Genomic DNA, 20,254 nt, shown 5'->3' on the forward strand with positions numbered 1-20,254 from the left:
GAAGGATGCGAGAAATGGCTCAGGATAAAAAGGGCTTCAGCCACGACCTGATCGAGCGGAACACCCTTCTGCTGATCGTGCTCGTGCTGATCACCGTGTCGATCGGCGGTCTGGTTCAGATCGTCCCGCTCTTCACCATCGAATTGACCATCGAGAAGGTGGAGGGGGTCCGTCCCTACTCCCCGCTCGAACTGGCCGGGCAGAACATCTACCTGCGCGAAGGCTGCTACAACTGCCACAGCCAGCAGATCCGTCCGTTCCGTGACGAGGTCGAGCGCTATGGCCACTACTCGCTGGCGGCGGAGTCGATGTACGACCATCCGTTCCAGTGGGGCTCCAAGCGCACCGGTCCCGATCTGGCCCGCGTCGGCGGCAAATACTCCAACGCCTGGCAGGTCGCCCATCTGGTGAACCCGCGCTCGGTCGTGCCGGAGTTGATCATGCCGGGCTATAGCTGGATGAAGGAGCGTCCGCTGAGCTACGGCGACATCGGCGACCACCTGAAGACGCTGAAGATCGTCGGGGTGCCCTACACCGACGAGCAGGTCGCCAACGCCAAGGCCGACCTGGAAGCGCAGAAGAACCCCGACGGCGACACCGCCGGGCTGATGAAGCGCTATCCGAAGGCCGTGGTGGCGAACTTCACCGGCGAAAAGACCGTCACCGAAATGGACGCTCTCGTCGCCTACCTGCAAGTGCTGGGCACCATGGTGGACTTCACCAAGTACCAGTCCAAGCAGCTGCAGCAGTAATCGGGGGAGGAATCCATGGACTTGGATTCGATCACGGTGATGCTTCGGTCCTTCTGGACGGTGTGGTTGATGCTGCTGCTGACGGGCATCCTGGTTTACGCCATGTGGCCCGGCAACCGCCGCACCTTCGACGATGCCGCCCAGATCCCGCTCAAGGATGATGGTCAGGAGCTTTAGACCATGGCACAGAATTACAAGGACGAGCTGTCCGGCGTCGAGACCACCGGCCACGAGTGGGATGGACTGCGCGAGCTGAACAATCCGCTGCCCAAATGGTGGCTGTATCTCTTCTATGTCTGCATCGCCTGGGCGATGGTGTACTACGTGTTCTACCCGGCCTGGCCGCTGGGCAAGACCTACACGAAGGGCATCCTGGGATATTCCCAGCGCGAGGAGCTGGACACCAAGCTGGCGGAGGCGAAGGCCGGCCAGGCCAAGTACCTGACCGCCATCGCCGCCAAGTCGGTCGACGAAATCCAGAAGGACAAGGACCTGCTGGGCTTCGCGATGGCCGGCGGCCGGTCCTACTTCAACGAGAACTGCGCCGCCTGCCACGGCGCCGGCGGCCAGGGCGCCAAGGGCTTCCCGACGCTGGCCGACGACGTGTGGCTGTGGGGCGGCTCCTCGGCCGACATCTACAAGACCATCCAGCACGGCATCCGCTCGGATGACGGCGACACCCGCGGCACGCCGAACGTCGGCATGACCGCCTTCGGCAAGGACGGCATCCTCAACCGCGACCAGATCGATCAGGTCACGGACTATGTGCTGTCGCTGAACGGCAAGACCGCCGATGCGGGCAAGGCCGCCAAGGGCAAGGCCGTCTATGACGAGAACTGCGCCGCCTGCCACGGCGATGCGGCCCAGGGCTCGGTTGCCGCCGGTGTCGACGGTGTCGGCGCTCCGCCGCTGAAGCAGGCCAACTGGCTCTACGGCAGCGACAAGCAGACGCTGGTCGAGACGGTGACCAACGGCCGCGCCGGCGTCATGCCGGCCTGGTCCAAGCGCCTGGACGATGCGACGATCAAGTCGCTGGCCGTCTACGTCCACAACCTGGGCGGCGGCAAGTAAGCCGAAGCCCGGGCGGGCCGCTGCGGAACCGACCGGAGAGGGCGTCGGGGAGGTCACTCCCCGGCGCCTTTTTCTTTGCGGGACATGCGGCGCGGGACAGGCGGGGGACCGGCGGTTTCGTTAACTTCCTGTCATTTGATCCATCGCAATGTCCCTGCGGCAATCGGTCGCCATAGTGCCCGCGATCAAACGCCGCCGACCAGTCGAAGGGCAGCCAGCGACATGAGCATCAGCACCACCACCGGAAACCGCCCCCTCCCGCCGAAACGCCTGAAGGCGCCGCGCCAGCCGGGATGGTACATCCCCTGGATCTTCGTCGGCGTCTTCATGATCGTCCTGGCGGTGAACGGGGTGATGGTCCATTTCGCGGTGTCGAGCTGGACCGGGATCGAGACCGAGAACCACTTCATCAAGGGGCTCGGCTACAACAGCGATCTGGCCGGCGCCCGTGCCCAGGCGGAACGCGGCTGGCAGGTCCAGCCGGACTTCACCAGCACCGAACCGCGCAAGGGCGTGATCGCCATCACCGTCCGCGACAAGCAGGGCCAGGTCCTGAAGGATGCCGCCGTCACCGTGACGATGATCCGTCCGATCTCCGAGGGGCATGACAAGACCCTGTCGCTGCCCTATCTGGGCGAGGGCCGCTATGGCGCCCCGGTGGAACTGGATCTGGAAGGCCAGTGGGACATGCGCTTCGTCATCACCCACGCCAGCGGCGACTATCAGGACCAGAAGCGCGTCTGGGTGCAGTGAGGGCGTGACCGGGACAGTCAGGGTGATGTCGAGATGACCGTCTGCCTCCATTGCGGGCAAGAGCTGGGCGACAATGCGCAAGCTGGCAGCCTGACTGCCGGCGATGGCGCGGGGCCGTTCTGCTGCACCGGCTGCGCCGCCGCCTACGACCTCGTGCGCGGGCTGGGGCTGGAGCGCTATTACGAGCGCCGCAGCGTCGATCCCACCGCCCGCCCCTTGCGTCCCGACGACACCCCGGCGGTCGATTACGAACCGCATGCCCGCGACGAGCAGGACGGCAGCCGCAGCCTGCACCTGATGGTCGACGGCATGCAGTGCGCGGCCTGCGTCTGGCTGATCGAATCGGCGCTCAACCGCCAGCCGGGCATCGCCCAGGCCCGCATGAACATGACCACGCGGCGGCTGACCGTGCGCTGGACGCCCGAGGCGACCGACGCCAACGCGGTGGTCGGCACCGTGGCCCAGCTGGGATACCGCGCCGTTCCCTTCGATCCCGACCGGCTGGGCGGCGCCCAGGCCAAGAGCGAGAAGGAGCTGCTGCGCGCCATGGCGGTGGCGGGCTTCGCCATGGGCAACGTCATGCTGCTGTCGGTGTCGGTCTGGGCCGGCCACAGCCAGGGCATGGGCACCGCCACCCGCGACCTGATGCACTGGATTTCGGCGCTGATCTGCATGCCGGCCATCGCCTATGCGCTGCGTCCCTTCGCGCGCTCGGCGCTGTCGGTTCTGCGCCACGGCCGCACCAACATGGATGTGCCGATCACCATCGGCGTGCTGCTCGCCACCGGCATGAGCCTGTTCGAGACCATCCACAGCGGCGAACACGCCTATTTCGACGGCGGCGTCATGCTGCTGTTCTTCCTGCTGGTCGGCCGCTATCTCGACCAGCGGGCGCGCGGCCGGGCGCGGTCGGCGGCGGAACAGCTGCTGGGCCTGCGCGCCAACGCAGTCACCATCCTGAAAGAGGACGGCACCAGCGCGGTGGTGGCGCCGGAGCAGGTCGTTGCCGGAACCACCATCCTGGTCGCGGCCGGCGAGCGCATCCCCGTCGACGGCCGGGTGTCCGACGGCGTGTCCGACCTCGACACCGGCCTGATCACCGGCGAGACGGTGCCGGGCACCGCGCGGCCGGGCGATCAGGTCTTCGCCGGCACGCTCAACCTGACCGCACCCCTGCGCCTGACCGTCACCGCGGTGGGCGAGGGCACGCTGCTGGCCGAGATCGTCCGGCTGATGGAGGTGGCGGAACAGGGCCGCGCCAAGTATGTCGCCATCGCCGACCGGGTGTCCCGCCTCTACGCTCCCGTCGTCCATCTGACCGCGCTGACCACCTTCGCCGGCTGGATGCTGCTGGGTGGGGTGGTGTGGCAGGACGCGCTGATGAACGCCATCGCCGTGCTGATCATCACCTGCCCCTGCGCGCTGGCTCTGGCCGTTCCGGTGGTGCAGGTGATCGCCAGCGGCCGGCTGATGCGCCAGGGCACCCTGCTGAAAAGCCCGACCGCGCTGGAGCGGCTCGCCGCCATCGACACGGTGGTTTTCGACAAGACCGGTACCCTGACCGAGGGGCGCCCGGTGCCGCAGCTGGACGGACTGGCGGCTGGGGGGCTGTCGGCGGAGGGGCTGACGGCGGAGGATTTGGCGCTGGCGGCCTCGCTCGCCGCGGCCAGCCGCCACCCGCTGGCCCGTGCGCTGGCCGCCGCCGCACCCGAGGTGCCGGTGGCGGCGGGGGTGCGCGAGATCGCCGGCGCCGGCCTGTCCCTGCAGACGGCGGAGGGCGAGGTGCGGCTGGGCAGCCGCCGCTTCACCGGCGCGCCGCTGGAGGCGGAGGACGCCGCCGGTCCCGAACTGTGGCTGGCCCGCCCGGGCGAGGAGCCGCGGCGGATCGTCTTCCTCGACGCCCCGCGCCCCGACGCCGCCGCGGTGGTGGCGGCGCTGAAGGCGCGTGGGTTGGAGGTGAAGCTGCTGTCGGGCGACCGCCGGGGTGCTGTGGCGGCGGTGGCGGCGCGGCTGGGCATCGCCGACTGGCGGGCCGAACAGACGCCGGCCGACAAGACCGCGGCGCTGGCCGAACTGGCCGGGCAGGGCCGCACCGTGCTGATGGTCGGCGACGGGCTGAACGACGCCCCGGCGCTGGCCGCCGCCGCGGTGTCGATGTCGCCCTCCACCGCGGTGGATGTCAGCCAGACCGCGGCCGACGTGGTGTTCCAGGGCCGGCTGCTGCGCCCGATCGTCGAGACGGTGGAGGTTTCCCGCCGGTCCGGCCGTCTGGTCAGGCAGAATTTCGGGATCGCCCTGGTGTATAACCTGTGCGCCGTGCCGCTGGCGATGGGTGGCATGCTGACGCCGCTGCTGGCGGCGCTGGCGATGTCGTCGTCGTCACTGATCGTCATTCTGAACGCGCTGCGGCTGGCCCGCGGCGCCGTCGTCAAGGATCTTCCCGTGCGGAACATCGCCGTTCGGGAACTGCCGGGTAAGGATTCGGGTGATGGACGAGCTTCTCTATCTGATCGCGATCGCGCTGAGCCTGGGCGGACTGGGGCTGGCGGCCTTTCTGTGGGCGCTGAAATCCGGCCAGTTTGACGATCTGGACGGGGCGGCCCACCGCGTCCTGTTCGACGACGATCTGCCGGCTGCACCCCGCGCGGGCGGTGAACCGGCCAAGCCGGTGGAGGCCGTCCGCGGGCAATAGTGCCAAAACCCGTATGGGCATAAAAAGGTTGTATGCGTGCAAGGTTGCGATTCTGAGCGATTGCCACCAATATGGGCCCATGCGGAATGAAAGGCTGGGTTCCTCCATGCCACCTTTTGATATGGTTCGCGCTCGGGAAAAGAGCGCTGCGACGGAAATGAATCCCTGCGGGGCCTGTCCCGTGCGCAGCCTGACGGTGTGCGCCGCGCTGGAACCCGAGGAATTGCGCCGTCTCGCCGACATTCTGCAGAATGTGCGCATCGATTCCGGCCACACCCTGTTCGCCGAGGGCGACGCCGCCGATGCGCTGTACAACGTCACGTCCGGGACGGTGAAGCTGTACAAGCTGCTGCCGGACGGGCGCCGCCAGATCACCGGATTCCTGGTGACCGGCGATTTCCTTGGGCTGGCGGTCAACGACAGCTATGCCTACACCGCCGAATTGGTGACCAGCGCCTCGCTCTGCCGCTTCCCGCGCAAGAAGATCGATGCGCTGCTGGAGGAATTCCCCAAGATGCAGCGGCGCCTGTTCTCGATGGCGTCGAACGAGCTGGCCGCGGCACAGGACCAGATGCTCCTGCTCGGCCGCAAGACGGCGAAGGAGAAGATCTGCTCCTTCCTGCTGATGCTGTCGCAGCGCGCCGCCCGCCGCGGTCACAAGGAAAACCCGGTCTTCGTGCCGATGAGCCGGGCCGACATTGCCGACTATCTGGGCCTGACCACCGAAACCGTCAGCCGCACCTTCACCCAGCTGAAGACCGCCGGGGTGATCTCGCTCCAGGAAGGCAACAAGGTCCTGATCGCCGACCTCGACGCGATGTACGATCTGGCCGAAGGGGCGTGACGCGGAGCCCCGCGCTTTTGCGGGGCGCGGGCGTGTTTGGCAAATTTCCCACGGATTTCACGGATTAGGACACGGATTTCACGGATGTTCCTCCGCGAGGCTTCGGCTTATCGGGAAGCATCCGCGCCGGCAAGCCATAAAAAATCCGTGTAATCCGTGCCTAAATCCGTGCAATCCGTGTCGATCTTGCCGGCCGCGCCCGCAAGCCGGCAAGAATACGACGCGCGTTATTCCCGCCCGACCGGCCGCAGTTCGAACAGCAGCCAGACCAGCATCGACACCACCAGAATGGCGCCGGCCTGATGGGCGGCGGCGATGGGCGTCCACACCACGGTCAGCAGCGTGGCGACTCCCATCGCGATTTGCAGCAGGACCATGGCGCCCGACGCCAGCGCCGCGCGGCCGGCGCGTCCCGGCAGGCGGGCGTTCAGGACGCGGGCGGCCAGCACCAGGACGACCACCCCGGTCAGGATCGCCAGCGCGCGGTGGATCAACTGGATCGCCGCGGTGTTCTCGACCGGGTTGAGCCACCAGGGCGTCAGCGTGTCGACCTCCGGCGGGATCCAGTGGCCGTTCATCAGCGGGAAGGTGTTGTAGGCGAAGCCGGCGTCCGACCCGGCGAGGAAGGCGCCCCAGACAATGGTGACGGCGACCAGACCCAGCGCCCAGCCGGTGTGGCGGCGCAGGGACGCTGCCTCCGGCCGCCAGCCCGCCATTGGCAGCGGATCGAGCAGGCCCAGCGCCGTGCGCAGAAGCAGGGCGTAGATCAGGATGGCAGTGCTGAGATGCAGGGCCAGCCGGTAATGGCTGACGTTCGGCGAATCGACCAGCCCGCTCTTCACCATGAACCAGCCGATGCCGCCCTGGAGCCCGCCCAGCAGGAACAGGCCGGCCAGCTTCGGCCACAGCTCCGACGAGATGCGGCCCTGCATCCAGAAACGCAGGAAGGGGATCAGGAAAACGAAGCCGATCAGCTGGCCCCACAGCCGGTGGAACCACTCCCACCAGAAGATCGACTGGAAGCCGGCCAGATCCATGTGGCTGTTGTAGATGCGGAATTCCGGCGTCGCCTTGTACAGGTCGAAGACCCGGTTCCATTCCGCCGAGGACAGCGGCGGCAAAATGCCGATCAGCGGTTTCCATTCCACCATCGACAGGCCGGATTCCGTCAGCCGGGTGATGGCGCCGATCACGGCCATGGCCAGCACCATGGCGGCGCAGACCAGAAGCCAGACGGCGATGGGCCGGTTCGGATTGGGGCGGGTGGCGGCGGCGAGGCTGTCGGAGGCAAAGGCGGTCAAGGCGGCATTCCGGAGCGCGGCGGTGGGATGTCCGCAAATGTGGGGCGAACATCCCGTCCCGTCAAACGGCTCGTGCCCGACGCCTGCCGGAAGGCCGGATCGGGCTCGGATATCGGGCCCGGATATCAGGCCAGGATCAGGGGGTGCCGTCCGCGGTGGTGACGCCGGTCTTCGGCTGGGCGGTCTGGCTCTGGAACAGCGCCTCCTCGGCCGCGCGGCGGGCGACGAGGCCAGGCAGCTTGGTCGGCGTGCCGTTCACCGTGGCATAGACCCAGCGGCCGAACTGACCGGCAGCCCCGGCATAATCGCCCTCGTTCAGCAGCCTCAGCAGGGTCGAACTTTGCAGGCTGCCGGCGCCGAGGTTGAAGACGAAGGACGCCAGCGCGCCGCGCTGGTCGTCGTTCAGCGGCACCGTCACCAGGGCGTCGACATGGCCGGCGGCCTGGGCAAGGTCGGAGGCGAGAAAGGCATCGGCTTGCTCGACGGTGATGGTCTGCCCCATCGTCACGCCGGCGGTATGGCCGTAACCGATGGTGGGAACGCCGGCCGGGCAGAGGTAGGCGTTGAGGTAAAGGCCTTCAAAATGCTTCACAAGATCGACCGCGGCTTGGCAGACCGGCTGGGTGGTCATGGATGGAAACTCCCGGTTGGCGCGCCGGGCGGGGTGGTGCCGCCCGTATCGGCGGCGATCCTATGGGGAATACGCGCGGAGCGGGAAGTGTGGATTTCAATTTGTCGCGAATTGCGGAGCTGTGGCCGCCGAGACTGCGCGGCAGGAGAATTCTGCGCGGGACCTGGGCTGATAAAGTCAGGGTGACAAGGTCTGGGCGGCGCCGAACAGCACGAAAAGAGCGAACAGCAGGGCGAACAGGCCGGCGATGGTGGTGAACTCCAGCAGAACCTCCACCAGCCGGCTCTCATGCTCCCGCCACCGTGCCCGCTTGCCCGATCCCGGAGCGGCGGCGATTCGGGCCGGACGCTTGTGTTCGAGGCGGTCGGCCGCATGAGTCCCGGTCCAGCCGTCCGCCCGCCGCTTCGCCATCATCGCGCCCTCCACTCTCTCCAATGCCGATTTCTCTAAAATTTTAGGAAATCTCGTCCGGTGGCGCTGTGACGGCAATCACAGGCGTGACGTGCGGGAGGTGAGCGAGCGGCTGGGAGGATCGGGTGGATCTGGCGCCCGGTTCCAGCCTTTTGCTGTCCCGGCGATGCGTCCGCTGCCGGAAGGGTCGGTTTCCTCGTGACCGTTTGAAGAAATTTGCCCGTGCCGGCTGCCTGCCGAGATGAGGGAATATCATTTGAAATCAATGTGCTATAAGCAGTGTCGGATGAGTGTTGCAGACATTTGCGGCAAATTCCGAAACGAGCCTCTTGAATCCATAATCCGCTTCGATTAGCTGTCTGGCACTCGCCGGGCTGGAGTGCTAACAGCCGCCGCCCGCGCCAATTTCCGTCAGTCAGAACCAAGCCTTGATCCAAGGAGGCATTCCATGAAGTTCCGCCCGCTGCACGACCGCGTCGTCGTCAAGCGTCTGGAGTCCGACACCAAGACCAAGGGTGGGATCATCATCCCCGACACGGCCAAGGAAAAGCCGCAGGAAGGCGAGATCATCGCCGTCGGCCCGGGCGCCCGTGACGAGTCGGGCAAGGTCGTGGCGCTGGACGTCAAGGCCGGCGACCGCATCCTGTTCGGCAAGTGGTCGGGCACCGAAGTGAAGATCGAAGGCGTCGATTACCTGATCATGAAGGAATCCGACATCATGGGCGTCATCGAGGCCTAAGTCCTCCGCCCGTACCCTTCGAAATTTACACGTTAAAGGAATCGAGACATGGCTGCCAAAGACGTCAAGTTCGGCCCCTCCGCGCGCGAAAAGCTGCTGCGTGGCGTTGACATCCTCGCCGACGCCGTGAAGGTCACGCTGGGCCCGAAGGGCCGCAACGTCGTGATCGAGAAGTCCTTCGGCGCTCCGCGCATCACCAAGGACGGCGTGTCGGTCGCCAAGGAAATCGAGCTGGCCGACAAGTTCGAGAACATGGGCGCCCAGATGGTCCGCGAGGTCGCCTCGAAGACCAACGATCTGGCCGGTGACGGCACCACCACCGCCACCGTCCTGGCCCAGGCCATCGTCCGCGAAGGCGTGACCAAGGTCGCCGCCGGCCTGAACCCGATGGACCTGAAGCGCGGCATCGATCTGGCCGTCTCGACCGTCGTCGCCGACATCCAGGCCCGCGCCAAGAAGGTCACGACCAACGACGAGATCGCCCAGGTCGGCACCATCTCCGCCAACGGCGAAGCCGAGATCGGCAAGATGATCGCCCAGGCGATGGAGCGCGTCGGCAACGAGGGCGTCATCACGGTGGAAGAGGCCAAGAGCCTGGACACCGAGCTGGACGTCGTCGAGGGCATGCAGTTCGACCGCGGCTACCTGTCGCCGTACTTCGTGACCAACGCCGACAAGATGGTCGCGGATCTCGAGAGCCCCTTCATCCTGCTGCACGAGAAGAAGCTGTCGGGCCTGCAGCCGCTGCTGCCGGTTCTGGAAGCCGTCGTCCAGTCCTCGCGTCCGCTGCTGATCATCGCCGAGGACATCGAGGGTGAGGCGCTGGCCACGCTCGTCGTGAACAAGCTGCGCGGCGGCCTGAAGATCGCCGCCGTCAAGGCTCCGGGCTTCGGCGACCGCCGCAAGGCGATGCTGGAGGACATGGCCATCCTGACCGGCGGCCAGGTCATCTCCGAAGACCTCGGCATCAAGCTCGAGAACGTCACGCTCGACATGCTGGGCACCGCCAAGAAGGTCGTGATCTCCAAGGAGACCACCACCATCGTCGACGGCGCCGGCGACAAGGCCGACATCGAAGCCCGTTGCGGCCAGATCCGCGCCCAGGCCGAGGAGACCACCTCGGACTACGACCGCGAGAAGCTGCAGGAGCGTCTGGCCAAGCTGGCCGGTGGCGTCGCCGTCATCCGCGTCGGCGGTGCGACCGAGGTCGAGGTGAAGGAGCGCAAGGATCGCGTTGACGACGCGATGCACGCCACCCGCGCCGCGGTGGAAGAGGGTGTGGTCGCCGGCGGCGGCACCGCCCTGCTGTACGCCTCCAAGGCCCTGGACGCCCTGACCCCGGTCAACGACGAGCAGCGCGTCGGCATCGACATCATCCGTCGCGCCCTGCAGGCCCCGGTCCGTCAGATCGCCTACAACGCGGGCACCGACGGTTCGATCGTGGTCGGCAAGCTGCTCGACCAGAACGACACCAACTTCGGCTACGACGCCCAGAAGGGTGAGTTCACCGATCTGGTCGCCGCCGGCATCATCGACCCGGTGAAGGTGGTTCGCACCGCCCTGCAGGATGCGGCCTCGATCGCCGGCCTGCTGATCACCACCGAGGCGATGATCGCCGAGAAGCCGGAGAAGAAGGCTGCTCCGGGCGGCATGCCGGGCGGCATGGGCGGCATGGACGACATGGGCTTCTAATAGCCTATCGTTCGACCGTTCTTCGGTTCGGAAAGGGGCGCCTCCGCAAGGGGGCGCCCTTTTCTTTGGCCGGATGACCGGAAGGGAGCCGGAGTTCCACCCTGCCCCCACCCCTGGCCGTGACATCCCGCCATCCTGAAAAGTCAAGGTGAAGTCCGCCTTGCTTTGCCGCGGTCGCCTCCCAATAATCCGCCCCTCTCTTGCCGGGCACCCCAGCGTGGGGCGCCGGCCTCCTGACTTCCGTATTTTAAAACGAGGGCCTGTTCCATGCGCTCCTTCGAGGGCCAGCATTCCGACAACGTCGCCATCAAGCGCACCCGCGAGCAGAAGCAGCGTCAGCTGGTTCAGCTCAAGGAGCAGCTGGCGACGCTGAAAGCCCACGCGGCCCCCGCCATCCGTGAAGCATTGGTCAAGCGCATCGCCGAACTCGACGCCGAGATGCGCCAGCCCGCCAAGCCTGCCCGCGAAGGCCGCGAAGGCCGTGGCGAGGGCCGCGGTGAAGGCCGTGACGATGCGCCGCGCCATCCCCGCCGCGAACCCCGCGCAAGCGTCTTCCGCGCCGAGGACAGCGGCGACCGCAGCGCCGCCGTGACCGCGGCGAGCGTCTTCGCCTCGCCTCGCCGCCGCAGCTGAACGCACGGGACAGCGCCATGCCCGCCGACCGCACCGCCTCCGTCAAGGGATCCCGTCTCGCCGATCAGGCCTGGCTGCTGATGATGCTGCCGCCCCTGTTCTGGGCGGGCAACGCGGTCCTGGGGCGTGCGGTCGCCGGGTCGGTGCCGCCCATCGGGCTGGCCTTCTGGCGCTGGTTCCTGGGCATGCTGGTGGTGCTGCCCTTCGCCTGGCCGCATCTGCGCCACGACATCACGCCGATCCTGGCGCGGTGGAAGAGCGTGCTGCTGCTGGGCACGCTCGGCATCGGCATCTACAACACCTTCCAGTACATCGCGCTCAACACGACGACCGCGCTGAACTGCGTGATGCTGCAGTCGTCGATGCCGGTGATGATCGTGCTGATGAGCCTCGTCCTGTTCCGCGACCGGATCGGGGCGATGCAGGGGGTGGGGATCGCCGTCTCGCTGGTCGGCGCGATGACCCTGATCTCGCACGGCGATCCGGGAACCCTGCTGGGGCTGGAGTTGAATGCCGGCGACGTCTGGATGCTGGCGGCTGTGGTGATCTATGCCGCCTACACCACGCTGCTGCGCCGCCGGCCGGCGATCCACGGGCTGAGCTTCGTCGTCGTCACCTTCGCCATCGGCGCGGTGGAACTGCTGCCTTTCTATGTCTGGGAGAGCCTGGGCGGCCATCCGGTCCAGGCCAGCGGCATCACGCTGCTGGCGGTCGGCTACACCGTGCTGTTCCCGTCCATCGCCGCCTATCTCTGCTTCAACCGGGCGGTGGAGCTTCTCGGCCCCAACACCGCCGGCCTCGCCATCCATCTGGTGCCGGTCTTCGGCAGCCTGCTGGCCATCCTGTTCCTGGGCGAGCAGCCGCACCTCTATCATGGGGTCGGCATCGCTTTGATCGCCGCCGGCATCCTCCTGGCGACCCGCCGCCGGGCCTGAGCGGCCACAGGGTTGCGGCCGGGGAAGCCGCGCGGAACGTTAAATCCGTGCGAAGATAATTTTTGAACCCGGCGGTCACAACAAACCAACTGGATGGCTTTTCTTGTCTTGTGATAAAGTTTGGCCGGCGTTTCCTGCCGGCGGATAGGTCGTCCGGGTATGGAGTTTGCGAAAATACTTGCGGTGTTCGCCGTCTGGTTTCGGGGTGTCCCGTGGGATAGCGCATTGATCGGCGTTCTTGTTTGAGTTTTCGCCGGTGTAGTATCCCTGGTATCCTTTTAGACAGGTCCGCTATCCCTCGCGATTGCAGCGGTCAATAAGGGATGACCGCTAAAATGTCGGTCATGGCGGCGGTTCGGACACGGATCGACCGTTATGGAGAGCCGGCGCTGTTCGCCGGCCCGATGTGGTGGAGGTCCCAAGATGCCCCTGCAAATTTCCGCGCCCGCCTATCCGCAAACCACCTGCCTCGTTCACATCGTCGATGGCGACCTGATGTCGCGCAGCACGCTTTCGCGGGCGCTGGGCGCGGTCGGCATCGCCTGCCGTGTCCACAGCACCGCCGCCGATGCGCTGGCCGTGCTGGGCACCGGGTCCTCCTGCATCGTCCTGCGCAGCGACCTGCCGGACATGACCGCCATGGAGTTCATGGCCGAGGCCTCGCTGCACGGCCACGACCTGCCGGTCCTGGTGATGACCGAGCAGGGCGACGTCGACGCCGCCGTCGCCGCGATGAAGGCCGGCGCGGTCGACTGCATCGCCCGCCCCTTCGCCATCCCGGCCTTCCTGGAGCGGCTGCGCGCCTGCCTGGCGTCCGGCAGCCCGCATGCCCAGCAGCGCGACCGCAGCCGCGACGCTGTCCGCCGGCTCGCCCTGCTGAGCCGCCGCGAGTCGGAGGTTCTGGAACTGATCGTCGACGGCAAGCAGAGCAAGACCATTGCCTGGGAGCTGGGCATCAGCATCAAGACGGTGGAGGTCCACCGCGCCCGCATCATGGAAAAGACCGGCTGCCGCTCCATCGTCGGCCTGGGGCGTCTCTGGGAGTCGGCGGAAATTCTGCGCGCCCGTGACCTGCCGCATCCCATGTCGATCCGCCAGCCGGCCCCGGCCGCACTGATGGAGGCGGCGGCATCCTGATGCCGCCATCCCCGGGGCTGTCTTGTGCGGGTTGCCGTCCTTGCCGGATTGCGGCTCCTTCGGACACGGCCGGTCGAAAATTGAAGGCCGGCGAGTGCTTTCCGTGGGCTTGACCGGAAGAGGATTGTAAAGTTCCGGGGAAGAGCAACCAGAGCGCTGACAGGAGCGGTTCTATGTTCCCCGATCATGGTCACCGTCGCATCGCCGTGGCGTCGCCCGACGACATCGCCACGGCGCGTCGGATCGCGGCGGAACGGGCCGACGGGGTGCTGCCGGTGGACGAGGCGGCCCGGCTGGACCGGCTGGTGACCATGGTGGCCGACCATGCTCTTGGCCGGCCGGACGGGACCATCCTGATTGCCCGGATGCGCAGCGGGGCCGGCGTCGAATGCCTGGCCTACGACCGCGATCCCGCCACCGCCGCGCTGACCCCGTCAACGCCGGACGGTGGTCTCCCCGCGCTTGACGCGGTGTTGGAGTCCGTTCGCGGCGAGGCCGACCGGTTCCATGTTCATGCCACGCCGGGCATCGGGCTCGCGCTGCTGGCCCGTGTCCTGCGGCCGGGTGCGGACGATGCCCCGCCGGCCGACGCCCTGGCCCAGGCCGGGGCGGTGACGGTCGAGCGGAGCGGCGGCGACGCCGCGCGCGGCGGTCCCTTCATCGACCATTGGTTCGTCAGCTGTGCCCCCGCCCGTGGCGGTGACGGCCCCTGCGGCATCGCCCTGATGGTCGACGGCGACACGGCCGCCGATGCCGGTCCCGCCGAGCCCCCCGTCAAGACCGATGCCGGTTCCAGTGCGGAGGAGGGCAAGGGGCAAGGTGCCACGCAAATTCCCCCCCCACAATGATGACGCCCGCCGTGCTGCGGCAGATGGAGGCGGTGGTCGCCGCCACGGTTCCGGGGCTGCCGGCTCCCGTCGTGGTCAACGCCATCCGGCGCGACCTGAAGGGGCGGCCCGAACTGGGGCTGTCCCACGACCGGACCCTGACGCGGATCGGGCGGTCGGCCGCCGCGGTCCTGCGCTTCGACGCCGGTGCGGTGGATTATACGGCGCTCGGCACCCTGGCCGGGGCGGTGGTGCGCCGGCAGGAGATCACGGCGCTCGGCGCCCGCTGGGCGATGATCGGCTTCAATCCGCTGGCCCCCGCCTCGGTCCATCTGCGCTGGGCAGCGGGGGAGCATGTCGTGCTCTACACCGGCGGGTGTGCCCGGCTGCCCGCCCTGTTCATCCACCGCGACCTGCACCGGGTCGAGCCGACGCTGGCGGCGCTGGTCCTGCTGCGCGACGGTGCGGTGAGCGACGACGACCACACCGTGCTGGTTCTGCGCAACTGCGGCGACGGCCTGCCGGCCAACGCCGTCTGAGGTCCGTCGGCGTCCCCGGCTCAGCGCCAGCCGCGCGGTCCCCTGCCGGGGCCCCATCCACGTCCCGGGCCCCAGCCGCGGTCGCCGTGCCAATGGTCGTGCCAGGGGCGGCGGTAATAGCCCGGCCCGACCACCACCGGCGGCGGCACGGCATAGACGGTCGGCGGCGGAACCACCACCGGCTCGCTGTAGGCGGGATAATAGGGATCGTAGGCGACGCAGCCGGTCAGGGCGGCACCCCCCGCAGCCAGGAGCAGGGCGGTCAGGATGCGGAGACGATTGGTTGGCATGGCCGTGCTTCCTGTCTGACGACGGACCGGCTTCGGCGGTGAAACCGGTCATCTGTACGAACACCGCAGCCCGGCCGGCTATTCCATACCTCTTTGGCGTCATGATTTTGAAGCCGTTCGGCCGATGCCTCGTCCATCCCGGAATCCGATGGATGAAAGAAGAACTATGAATTTCACATATCGGGGCGGCGGCGCCATCCTGTGTCCCGACGTCTTCCCAATTCAGAAGACCCATTCAGAAGACCCATTCAGAAGACGAGGCCGCCATGAAAGCCGTTGGTTTCCGCAAGTCCCTGCCCATCGCCGATGCCGGCGCGCTGATCGACGTCGAGATCGACCGCCCGACCCCCACCGGCCGCGACCTGCTGGTCCGGGTGGAGGCGGTGTCGGTCAACCCGGTGGACACCAAGGTCCGCCGCAACGCCTTGCCGACCGAAGGCGAGCTGCGCGTCCTGGGCTTCGATGCCGCCGGCATCGTCGAGGCGGTCGGGCCGGAGGTGACCCTCTTCCGTGCCGGCGACGCGGTGTTCTATGCCGGCTCCATCGACCGGCCCGGCACCAACAGCGAATATCATCTGGTCGACGAGCGCATCGTCGGCGCCCGCCCGGCCAGCCTGAGCGTCGCCGAGACCGCCGCCCTGCCGCTGACCGCCATCACCGCCTGGGAGATGCTGTTCCACCGGCTGGGCCTGCCGCGCGAGGGCGACGGGAAAAATGGCGGCGAGGGCAAGTCGCTGCTGATCGTCGGCGGGGCCGGCGGCGTCGGCTCCATCGCCATCCAGCTGGCCCGCCGGCTGAGCGGGGTGCGGGTGCTGGCCACCGCGTCGCGTCCGGAGACCGCCGACTGGGTGCGCGAGCTTGGCGCCCATGACGTGATCGACCACAGCCGGCCGATGGCGGAACAGGTGAAGGCGCTGGGACTGGCCGGCGTCGATTACGTCTTTTCCACCAATGCGACCGACCGCCATTTCCAGGATCTGGTCGAGCTGGTGGCGCCGCAGGGCCATATCGGCCTGATCGACGATCCGGAGCCCATCGACGTCCGCCTGCTGAAGCGCAAGAGCGTCTCGCTGCACTGGGAGCTGATGTTCACCCGGCCGCTGTTCCAGACCGACGACATGATCGCCCAGCACGAGCTGCTGACCGAAGTGTCGCGGCTGGTCGATGCCGGCACGCTGCGCACCACCCTGACCGAGACGCTGGGCCGCATCGATGCCGCCACCCTGCGCAAGGCCCATGCCCTGATCGAATCCGGCAAGGCCCGCGGCAAGGTGGTGCTGGAAGGCTTCTGATCAGCGTCTTCCGGCCTGTCCGCGCTTGCCCGGTCTTTTCAGCCGGCCAGGGCGAGCGGCGGGCGGGCCGGGCGCATCGCCGCCAGGCTTTCGACGATGAAGCCGACCAGCGGTTCGGCGAGGCGGCGGTTGCGCGGCGTCTCGCCGAAGATCGCCATTTCGACGTCGCCCAGTTCGGGAAGACCGTCCTCCACCCCCAGCCGGCGCACGCCGTCGGGCACCGAGGAGTCGCTGAGCACCGCCACCCCCAGCCCGGCGCGGACGGCGGCCTGCACCCCCATGACGCTGGCGCTGGTATAGACCACCCGCCAGGACCGTCCGGTCTCGCCCAGCGCCGCCAGTCCACGGTTGCGGAAGACGCAGGGCGCCGGCAGGGCGCAGAAGGGCAGCGGGCCGTCGTCCGGGATCTCCAGCCCGGGGGCGGCGATCCAGCGCATCGGCTCGGTCCAGATGGCCCGGCCGCGGGTGTCGCCGGCATCGCGGCGGGAGATGACGAGGTCCAGTTCGCCAGTGTCCAGGGCCGAGACCAGATCGCTGCACATGCCCACCCGGACGTCGATGTGCAGGCGAGGGTGCAGCTTCGTAAAGCGGCGCAGCACATGGGGCAGGTGGTCGGAGAGGAAATATTCGGCCACGCCCAGCCGAAGCTCGCCCTCCGCCGCCGGTTCGGCGAAACGGCGCACAGTCTCGTCGTTCAGATCCAGCAGGCGGCGGGCATAGCCCATCAGCAGCTCGCCGTCATGGGTCAGCGCCAGCGACCGGCTGGTGCGCTCGAACACCCGGCGGCCGAGCATGTCCTCCAGCTTCTTGATCTTGACGCTGATCGCCGACTGGGTGCGGCCCAGCCGCTCCGCCGCCGCGGTGAAGCCGCCGGCCTCCGCCACGGTGACGAAGGCCCGCAGCGCGTCGATCTCCAGGTCGGGCAGGGACATCGGCAATGCATTCCATATGGTGATCGTTTCCTGCCATCCTATCGGAAATGCTCATGGATGGCGAGCGGCGCATCGGGACACGGCAATCGGCATATGGCGGGCGTGCCGTTGAAGCGGGCCGGGGGCGTTCTCATTGTCAGAGCCCTCCGGGCCTTGCCGCCCGGCGGCCTGACGATCCTTGAGGAGAGAGACGCCCGATGACCCGTTTTTCCGCTCCGGCCGGCAGAGTGGCTTTCAAACATCTGGCCCTCGCACTTGCCGCTGCGGCTTCGCTGGCCGGCTGCCAGATGCCGGGCCTCACGCCGCCGCCGCAACAGACCGCCGCCCTTCCGCCGCCGGCCGTGCCCAAGCCGCCGCCGGAAGCCCGCGGCATCTGGATCGTCGGCAGCCCGGCCCTGCGCGGCACCGTCGATCAGGCCGCCGCCAAATACACCGGCGGTCCCGACACCAAGCCGCATCTCGACGCCCGCGGCACCGTCTCCGGCTTCCGCGCCTTCTGCGGCGGCGTCGGGCTGGACCATCCCGACATGGTGGCCTCCGACCGCCCGATCGGCGCGGCCGAGTATCAGCGCTGCCGCTCCGCCGGCATCACGATGACCGAATACGGCTTCGGGCCGAAGCGCTTCGTCTACGTCAAGGACTCGCACATGATGGCGGTCCCCGGCGTGAACGACTTCGTCGCCAGCTGGGGCCAGCCCGGCAAGCCGGTGAGTGCGCCCACCGCCGGAAGCTGAGGGGCTCACCCCGCCGCGAACAGCCCGCCCTCGTCGGCGGCGTCGGCGGCATCGTCGGCGTTGGGGTCGCCCAGCGCGGTTTCCCAGCCCAGCGCCGGCAGGGCGATGGCGCGGGTGTTGCCCAGGCCGCTGCGGCTGGCGATGAAGCCGCGCTGTTCCATATAGGTCAGCAGGCGGCGACCCCGCCCCTTCGACCGGCTGCCGCAGGCACGCGCCACGTCGGCGTCGGATGGGCAGGGGGCGTGGTCGAGGGCGGCGCGGGCCAGCAGCAGGAAGACCGGCTGGATGTCCTCCGCCAACGTCGCGGCGACCTCCGTCGCCCGCTGCCAGGCGGGATCGTCGCCGCTGCCGGCCCCGGCGCGGGCGGTCGCCAGACGGCGGCGGAAGGCGGGCAGGGCCAAGCGGTCGCCATCGACCCCGCGGCCGCGGCAGCGCACCAGGAAATCCTGGTACAGGACGGCGAGCGAGCGGTAGGGCGCCTCCGGATCGGCCAGAACCTCGGTCAGCACCTCGCCGTACTGGGCCTCGCGTTCGGCGGCCTGCTCCGGCGTTTCCACGGGCTCCAGCGGCAGCAGCGCCGGCTGTTCGGCGGCGCTGTCGTCGGGCGGCGGCGGGGCGGCCGCGCGGCCGCGCGCCAGCTGTGCCATCAGGTCGGCGCTGGCCGAGGTGGAGGGGCGGCGCACGTAGCGCGGCGGCTCCGGCCCGGTGGTGGTGAAGATCAGGTCGCGGGCGTCCTCCACCGGGGTGGTGGGCGGCGGCATCAGCGTCGGGCTGCCGGTGCGGCCCTGCGTTTCCACCGCGCCGATGCGCAGCGGCAGCGGCCGGCGCGACAAGGCGGGGCCGAGCGCGATGAAATGCCCGCGCTCCAGATCGCGGAACATCTCCGCCTGCCGGCGCTCCATGCCCAAGAGGTCGGCGGCGCGCGCCATGTCGATGTCGAGGAAGGTGCGGCCCATCAGGAAGTTCGACGCCTCGGCCGCGACGTTCTTCGCCAGCTTCGCCAGGCGCTGGGTGGCGATCACCCCGGCCAGCCCGCGCTTGCGCCCGCGGCACATCAGGTTGGTCATGGCGCCGAGCGAGACCTTGCGCGCCTCGTCCGACACCTCACCGGCGGCGGACGGGGCGAACAGCTGCGCCTCGTCCACCACCACCAGCATCGGGTACCAGAAATCGCGGTCGGCATCGAACAGCCCGCCGAGGAAGGCGGCGGCATGGCGCATCTGCATTTCCGCGTCCAGCCCTTCCAGGTTCAGGACGACGGAGACGCGGTGCTGGCGCACGCGGGCGGCGACGGATTGCAATGCTGCCTCGCTGTGCGCGTCGGCCTCCACCACCACATGGCCGAACCGTTCGGCCAGCGTGACGAAGTCGCCCTCCGGGTCGATCACCGCCTGCTGCACCCATGGGGCGCTCTGTTCGATCAGCCGGCGCAGCAGGTGCGACTTGCCGGAACCGGAATTGCCCTGAACCAGCAGACGGGTCGCCAGCAACTCCTCCAGGTCGAGAGTCGCGGCGCTGCCCGCGTTCGTCGCCCCCATGTCGATGCCGACCTTCATCCCGCTCGCCTCCCGCTCAAACCCGAACCGCCACTCTGAAAGAGGGGGCCTTCCTATAGCGCAGGCGGGCGCGGCGATACGAGGATTCGATTCGGGACAAGCCGGCCGGGGCCGGGCGATCATTCTCCGGCCGATTGAGCCGGAGCGGTGCGGATGAGCGCTCCGGTGGTGGGCTGGATCTTGCGGCAGAGGGCGGCTTGACCATATTCTTGCGGACAGGAGGGTGCGGCGCCAACCGCACCCTCCTGTCCGGTCCGGTTACTTCAGCAGATCGAGGATCGCCTTGATCAACTGAAGCACCAGGACCAGGAGTACGAGTGCTTTTTCCACTCAGTGCTCCCCGGTAGGTGGGACGCGGGCGGTGGCCACTCCGCCGCCCGGTTCCCACCATTGCATGCATAGCGATGGCGGGTGGAGCGGGTAACCGGCATTCCACCGCACCGTGTGCGTGAGTGGATCTGATCAACCAGAGTTTCCGGTCCGATCCGGCTCC

At 68.2% G+C, this 20,254-nt stretch carries 22 protein-coding genes; 16 read left to right on the top strand and 6 right to left on the bottom strand.

What is annotated here, in order from left to right; all coding sequences use genetic code 11:
• Positions 1-14 precede the first annotated feature (14 nt).
• From ccoO to ACWPN8_RS03670, 7 genes are all read left to right on the top strand, one after another.
• The gene (gene ccoO / locus ACWPN8_RS03640) at positions 15-752 is read left to right on the top strand and encodes a cytochrome-c oxidase, cbb3-type subunit II (protein WP_492239934.1); all 738 of its coding nucleotides are present in this window, start codon (positions 15-17) and stop codon (positions 750-752) included.
• A gap of 15 nt (positions 753-767) precedes the next feature.
• Positions 768-929 carry a cbb3-type cytochrome c oxidase subunit 3 gene (locus ACWPN8_RS03645; RefSeq protein WP_012972963.1) on the top strand — a complete coding sequence of 54 codons (162 nt, stop codon included), beginning with the start codon at positions 768-770 and terminating at the stop codon, positions 927-929.
• A gap of 3 nt (positions 930-932) precedes the next feature.
• Entirely contained in the window at positions 933-1,823 is an 891-nt protein-coding gene (gene ccoP, locus ACWPN8_RS03650) for a cytochrome-c oxidase, cbb3-type subunit III (RefSeq protein ID WP_109449624.1), read from the top strand.
• Positions 1,824-2,045: 222 nt separating this feature from the next.
• Positions 2,046-2,576, top strand: a complete 531-nt coding sequence (locus ACWPN8_RS03655) for a FixH family protein (protein WP_109449622.1) — start codon at positions 2,046-2,048, stop codon at positions 2,574-2,576.
• Positions 2,577-2,609: 33 nt separating this feature from the next.
• Entirely contained in the window at positions 2,610-5,159 is a 2,550-nt protein-coding gene (locus tag ACWPN8_RS03660; RefSeq protein ID WP_492239935.1) for a heavy metal translocating P-type ATPase, read from the top strand.
• Positions 5,065-5,268: a cbb3-type cytochrome oxidase assembly protein CcoS gene (gene ccoS / locus ACWPN8_RS03665; protein WP_109449618.1), complete on the top strand. Its 204-nt coding sequence runs from the start codon at positions 5,065-5,067 to the stop codon at positions 5,266-5,268. The genes ACWPN8_RS03660 and ccoS overlap by 95 nt, the downstream gene beginning before the upstream one ends.
• A gap of 181 nt (positions 5,269-5,449) precedes the next feature.
• Positions 5,450-6,112 (top strand): Crp/Fnr family transcriptional regulator, encoded by a 663-nt coding sequence (locus ACWPN8_RS03670; RefSeq protein WP_492239936.1) that lies wholly within the window; start codon positions 5,450-5,452, stop codon positions 6,110-6,112.
• A 227-nt stretch (positions 6,113-6,339) separates the two neighbouring features.
• Here ACWPN8_RS03670 and ACWPN8_RS03675 read toward each other — a convergent pair whose 3' ends face one another.
• The 3 genes from ACWPN8_RS03675 to ACWPN8_RS03685 all read right to left on the bottom strand — a co-directional run bounded on the left by ACWPN8_RS03675 (position 6,340) and on the right by ACWPN8_RS03685 (position 8,458).
• Positions 6,340-7,413 (bottom strand): COX15/CtaA family protein, encoded by a 1,074-nt coding sequence (locus ACWPN8_RS03675; protein WP_492239937.1) that lies wholly within the window; start codon positions 7,411-7,413, stop codon positions 6,340-6,342.
• Between the two features lie 136 nt (positions 7,414-7,549).
• Positions 7,550-8,044 (bottom strand): lysozyme, encoded by a 495-nt coding sequence (locus ACWPN8_RS03680; protein ID WP_109449612.1) that lies wholly within the window; start codon positions 8,042-8,044, stop codon positions 7,550-7,552.
• 177 nt (positions 8,045-8,221) lie between these two features.
• A complete protein-coding gene (locus ACWPN8_RS03685; RefSeq protein ID WP_492239938.1) occupies positions 8,222-8,458 on the bottom strand; it encodes a hypothetical protein in 237 nt (78 codons plus the stop codon).
• Positions 8,459-8,903: 445 nt separating this feature from the next.
• Between ACWPN8_RS03685 and groES the strand changes: the two genes are divergently transcribed.
• The 7 genes from groES (at position 8,904) to ACWPN8_RS03720 (ending at position 14,957) form a co-directional block, all read left to right on the top strand.
• On the top strand, positions 8,904-9,194 hold the full coding sequence (groES, locus tag ACWPN8_RS03690; protein WP_042702035.1) for a co-chaperone GroES: 291 nt from the start codon (positions 8,904-8,906) through the stop codon (positions 9,192-9,194).
• Between the two features lie 48 nt (positions 9,195-9,242).
• Positions 9,243-10,886, top strand: a complete 1,644-nt coding sequence (groL, locus tag ACWPN8_RS03695) for a chaperonin GroEL (RefSeq protein ID WP_109449608.1) — start codon at positions 9,243-9,245, stop codon at positions 10,884-10,886.
• A gap of 267 nt (positions 10,887-11,153) precedes the next feature.
• The gene (locus tag ACWPN8_RS03700; RefSeq protein ID WP_492239939.1) at positions 11,154-11,519 is read left to right on the top strand and encodes a hypothetical protein; all 366 of its coding nucleotides are present in this window, start codon (positions 11,154-11,156) and stop codon (positions 11,517-11,519) included.
• A gap of 17 nt (positions 11,520-11,536) precedes the next feature.
• The gene (locus tag ACWPN8_RS03705) at positions 11,537-12,454 is read left to right on the top strand and encodes a DMT family transporter (protein WP_109449603.1); all 918 of its coding nucleotides are present in this window, start codon (positions 11,537-11,539) and stop codon (positions 12,452-12,454) included.
• Positions 12,455-12,877: 423 nt separating this feature from the next.
• A complete protein-coding gene (locus ACWPN8_RS03710) occupies positions 12,878-13,591 on the top strand; it encodes a response regulator transcription factor (RefSeq protein ID WP_109449601.1) in 714 nt (237 codons plus the stop codon).
• 173 nt (positions 13,592-13,764) lie between these two features.
• Complete coding sequence (locus tag ACWPN8_RS03715) at positions 13,765-14,439, top strand: hypothetical protein (protein WP_492239940.1); 675 nt, start codon at positions 13,765-13,767, stop codon at positions 14,437-14,439.
• Positions 14,436-14,957 (top strand): hypothetical protein, encoded by a 522-nt coding sequence (locus ACWPN8_RS03720; RefSeq protein WP_492239941.1) that lies wholly within the window; start codon positions 14,436-14,438, stop codon positions 14,955-14,957. The genes ACWPN8_RS03715 and ACWPN8_RS03720 overlap by 4 nt, the downstream gene beginning before the upstream one ends.
• Before the next feature lie 20 nt (positions 14,958-14,977).
• Here the strand turns inward: ACWPN8_RS03720 and ACWPN8_RS03725 are convergent, their stop codons facing one another.
• Entirely contained in the window at positions 14,978-15,247 is a 270-nt protein-coding gene (locus ACWPN8_RS03725) for a hypothetical protein (protein WP_109449597.1), read from the bottom strand.
• 266 nt (positions 15,248-15,513) lie between these two features.
• Here ACWPN8_RS03725 and ACWPN8_RS03730 point away from each other — a divergent pair, with 266 nt between their 5' ends.
• Entirely contained in the window at positions 15,514-16,539 is a 1,026-nt protein-coding gene (locus ACWPN8_RS03730) for a zinc-binding alcohol dehydrogenase family protein (protein WP_492239942.1), read from the top strand.
• A 38-nt stretch (positions 16,540-16,577) separates the two neighbouring features.
• Here ACWPN8_RS03730 and ACWPN8_RS03735 read toward each other — a convergent pair whose 3' ends face one another.
• Entirely contained in the window at positions 16,578-17,471 is an 894-nt protein-coding gene (locus ACWPN8_RS03735) for a LysR substrate-binding domain-containing protein (RefSeq protein WP_109449595.1), read from the bottom strand.
• A gap of 197 nt (positions 17,472-17,668) precedes the next feature.
• Here ACWPN8_RS03735 and ACWPN8_RS03740 point away from each other — a divergent pair, with 197 nt between their 5' ends.
• The gene (locus tag ACWPN8_RS03740; protein ID WP_492239943.1) at positions 17,669-18,205 is read left to right on the top strand and encodes a hypothetical protein; all 537 of its coding nucleotides are present in this window, start codon (positions 17,669-17,671) and stop codon (positions 18,203-18,205) included.
• A 5-nt stretch (positions 18,206-18,210) separates the two neighbouring features.
• Here the strand turns inward: ACWPN8_RS03740 and ACWPN8_RS03745 are convergent, their stop codons facing one another.
• Positions 18,211-19,761, bottom strand: a complete 1,551-nt coding sequence (locus ACWPN8_RS03745) for a helicase HerA domain-containing protein (RefSeq protein WP_492239944.1) — start codon at positions 19,759-19,761, stop codon at positions 18,211-18,213.
• Positions 19,762-20,254 lie beyond the last annotated feature (493 nt).

The organism is Azospirillum sp. UENF 112521 (assembly GCF_058780665.1).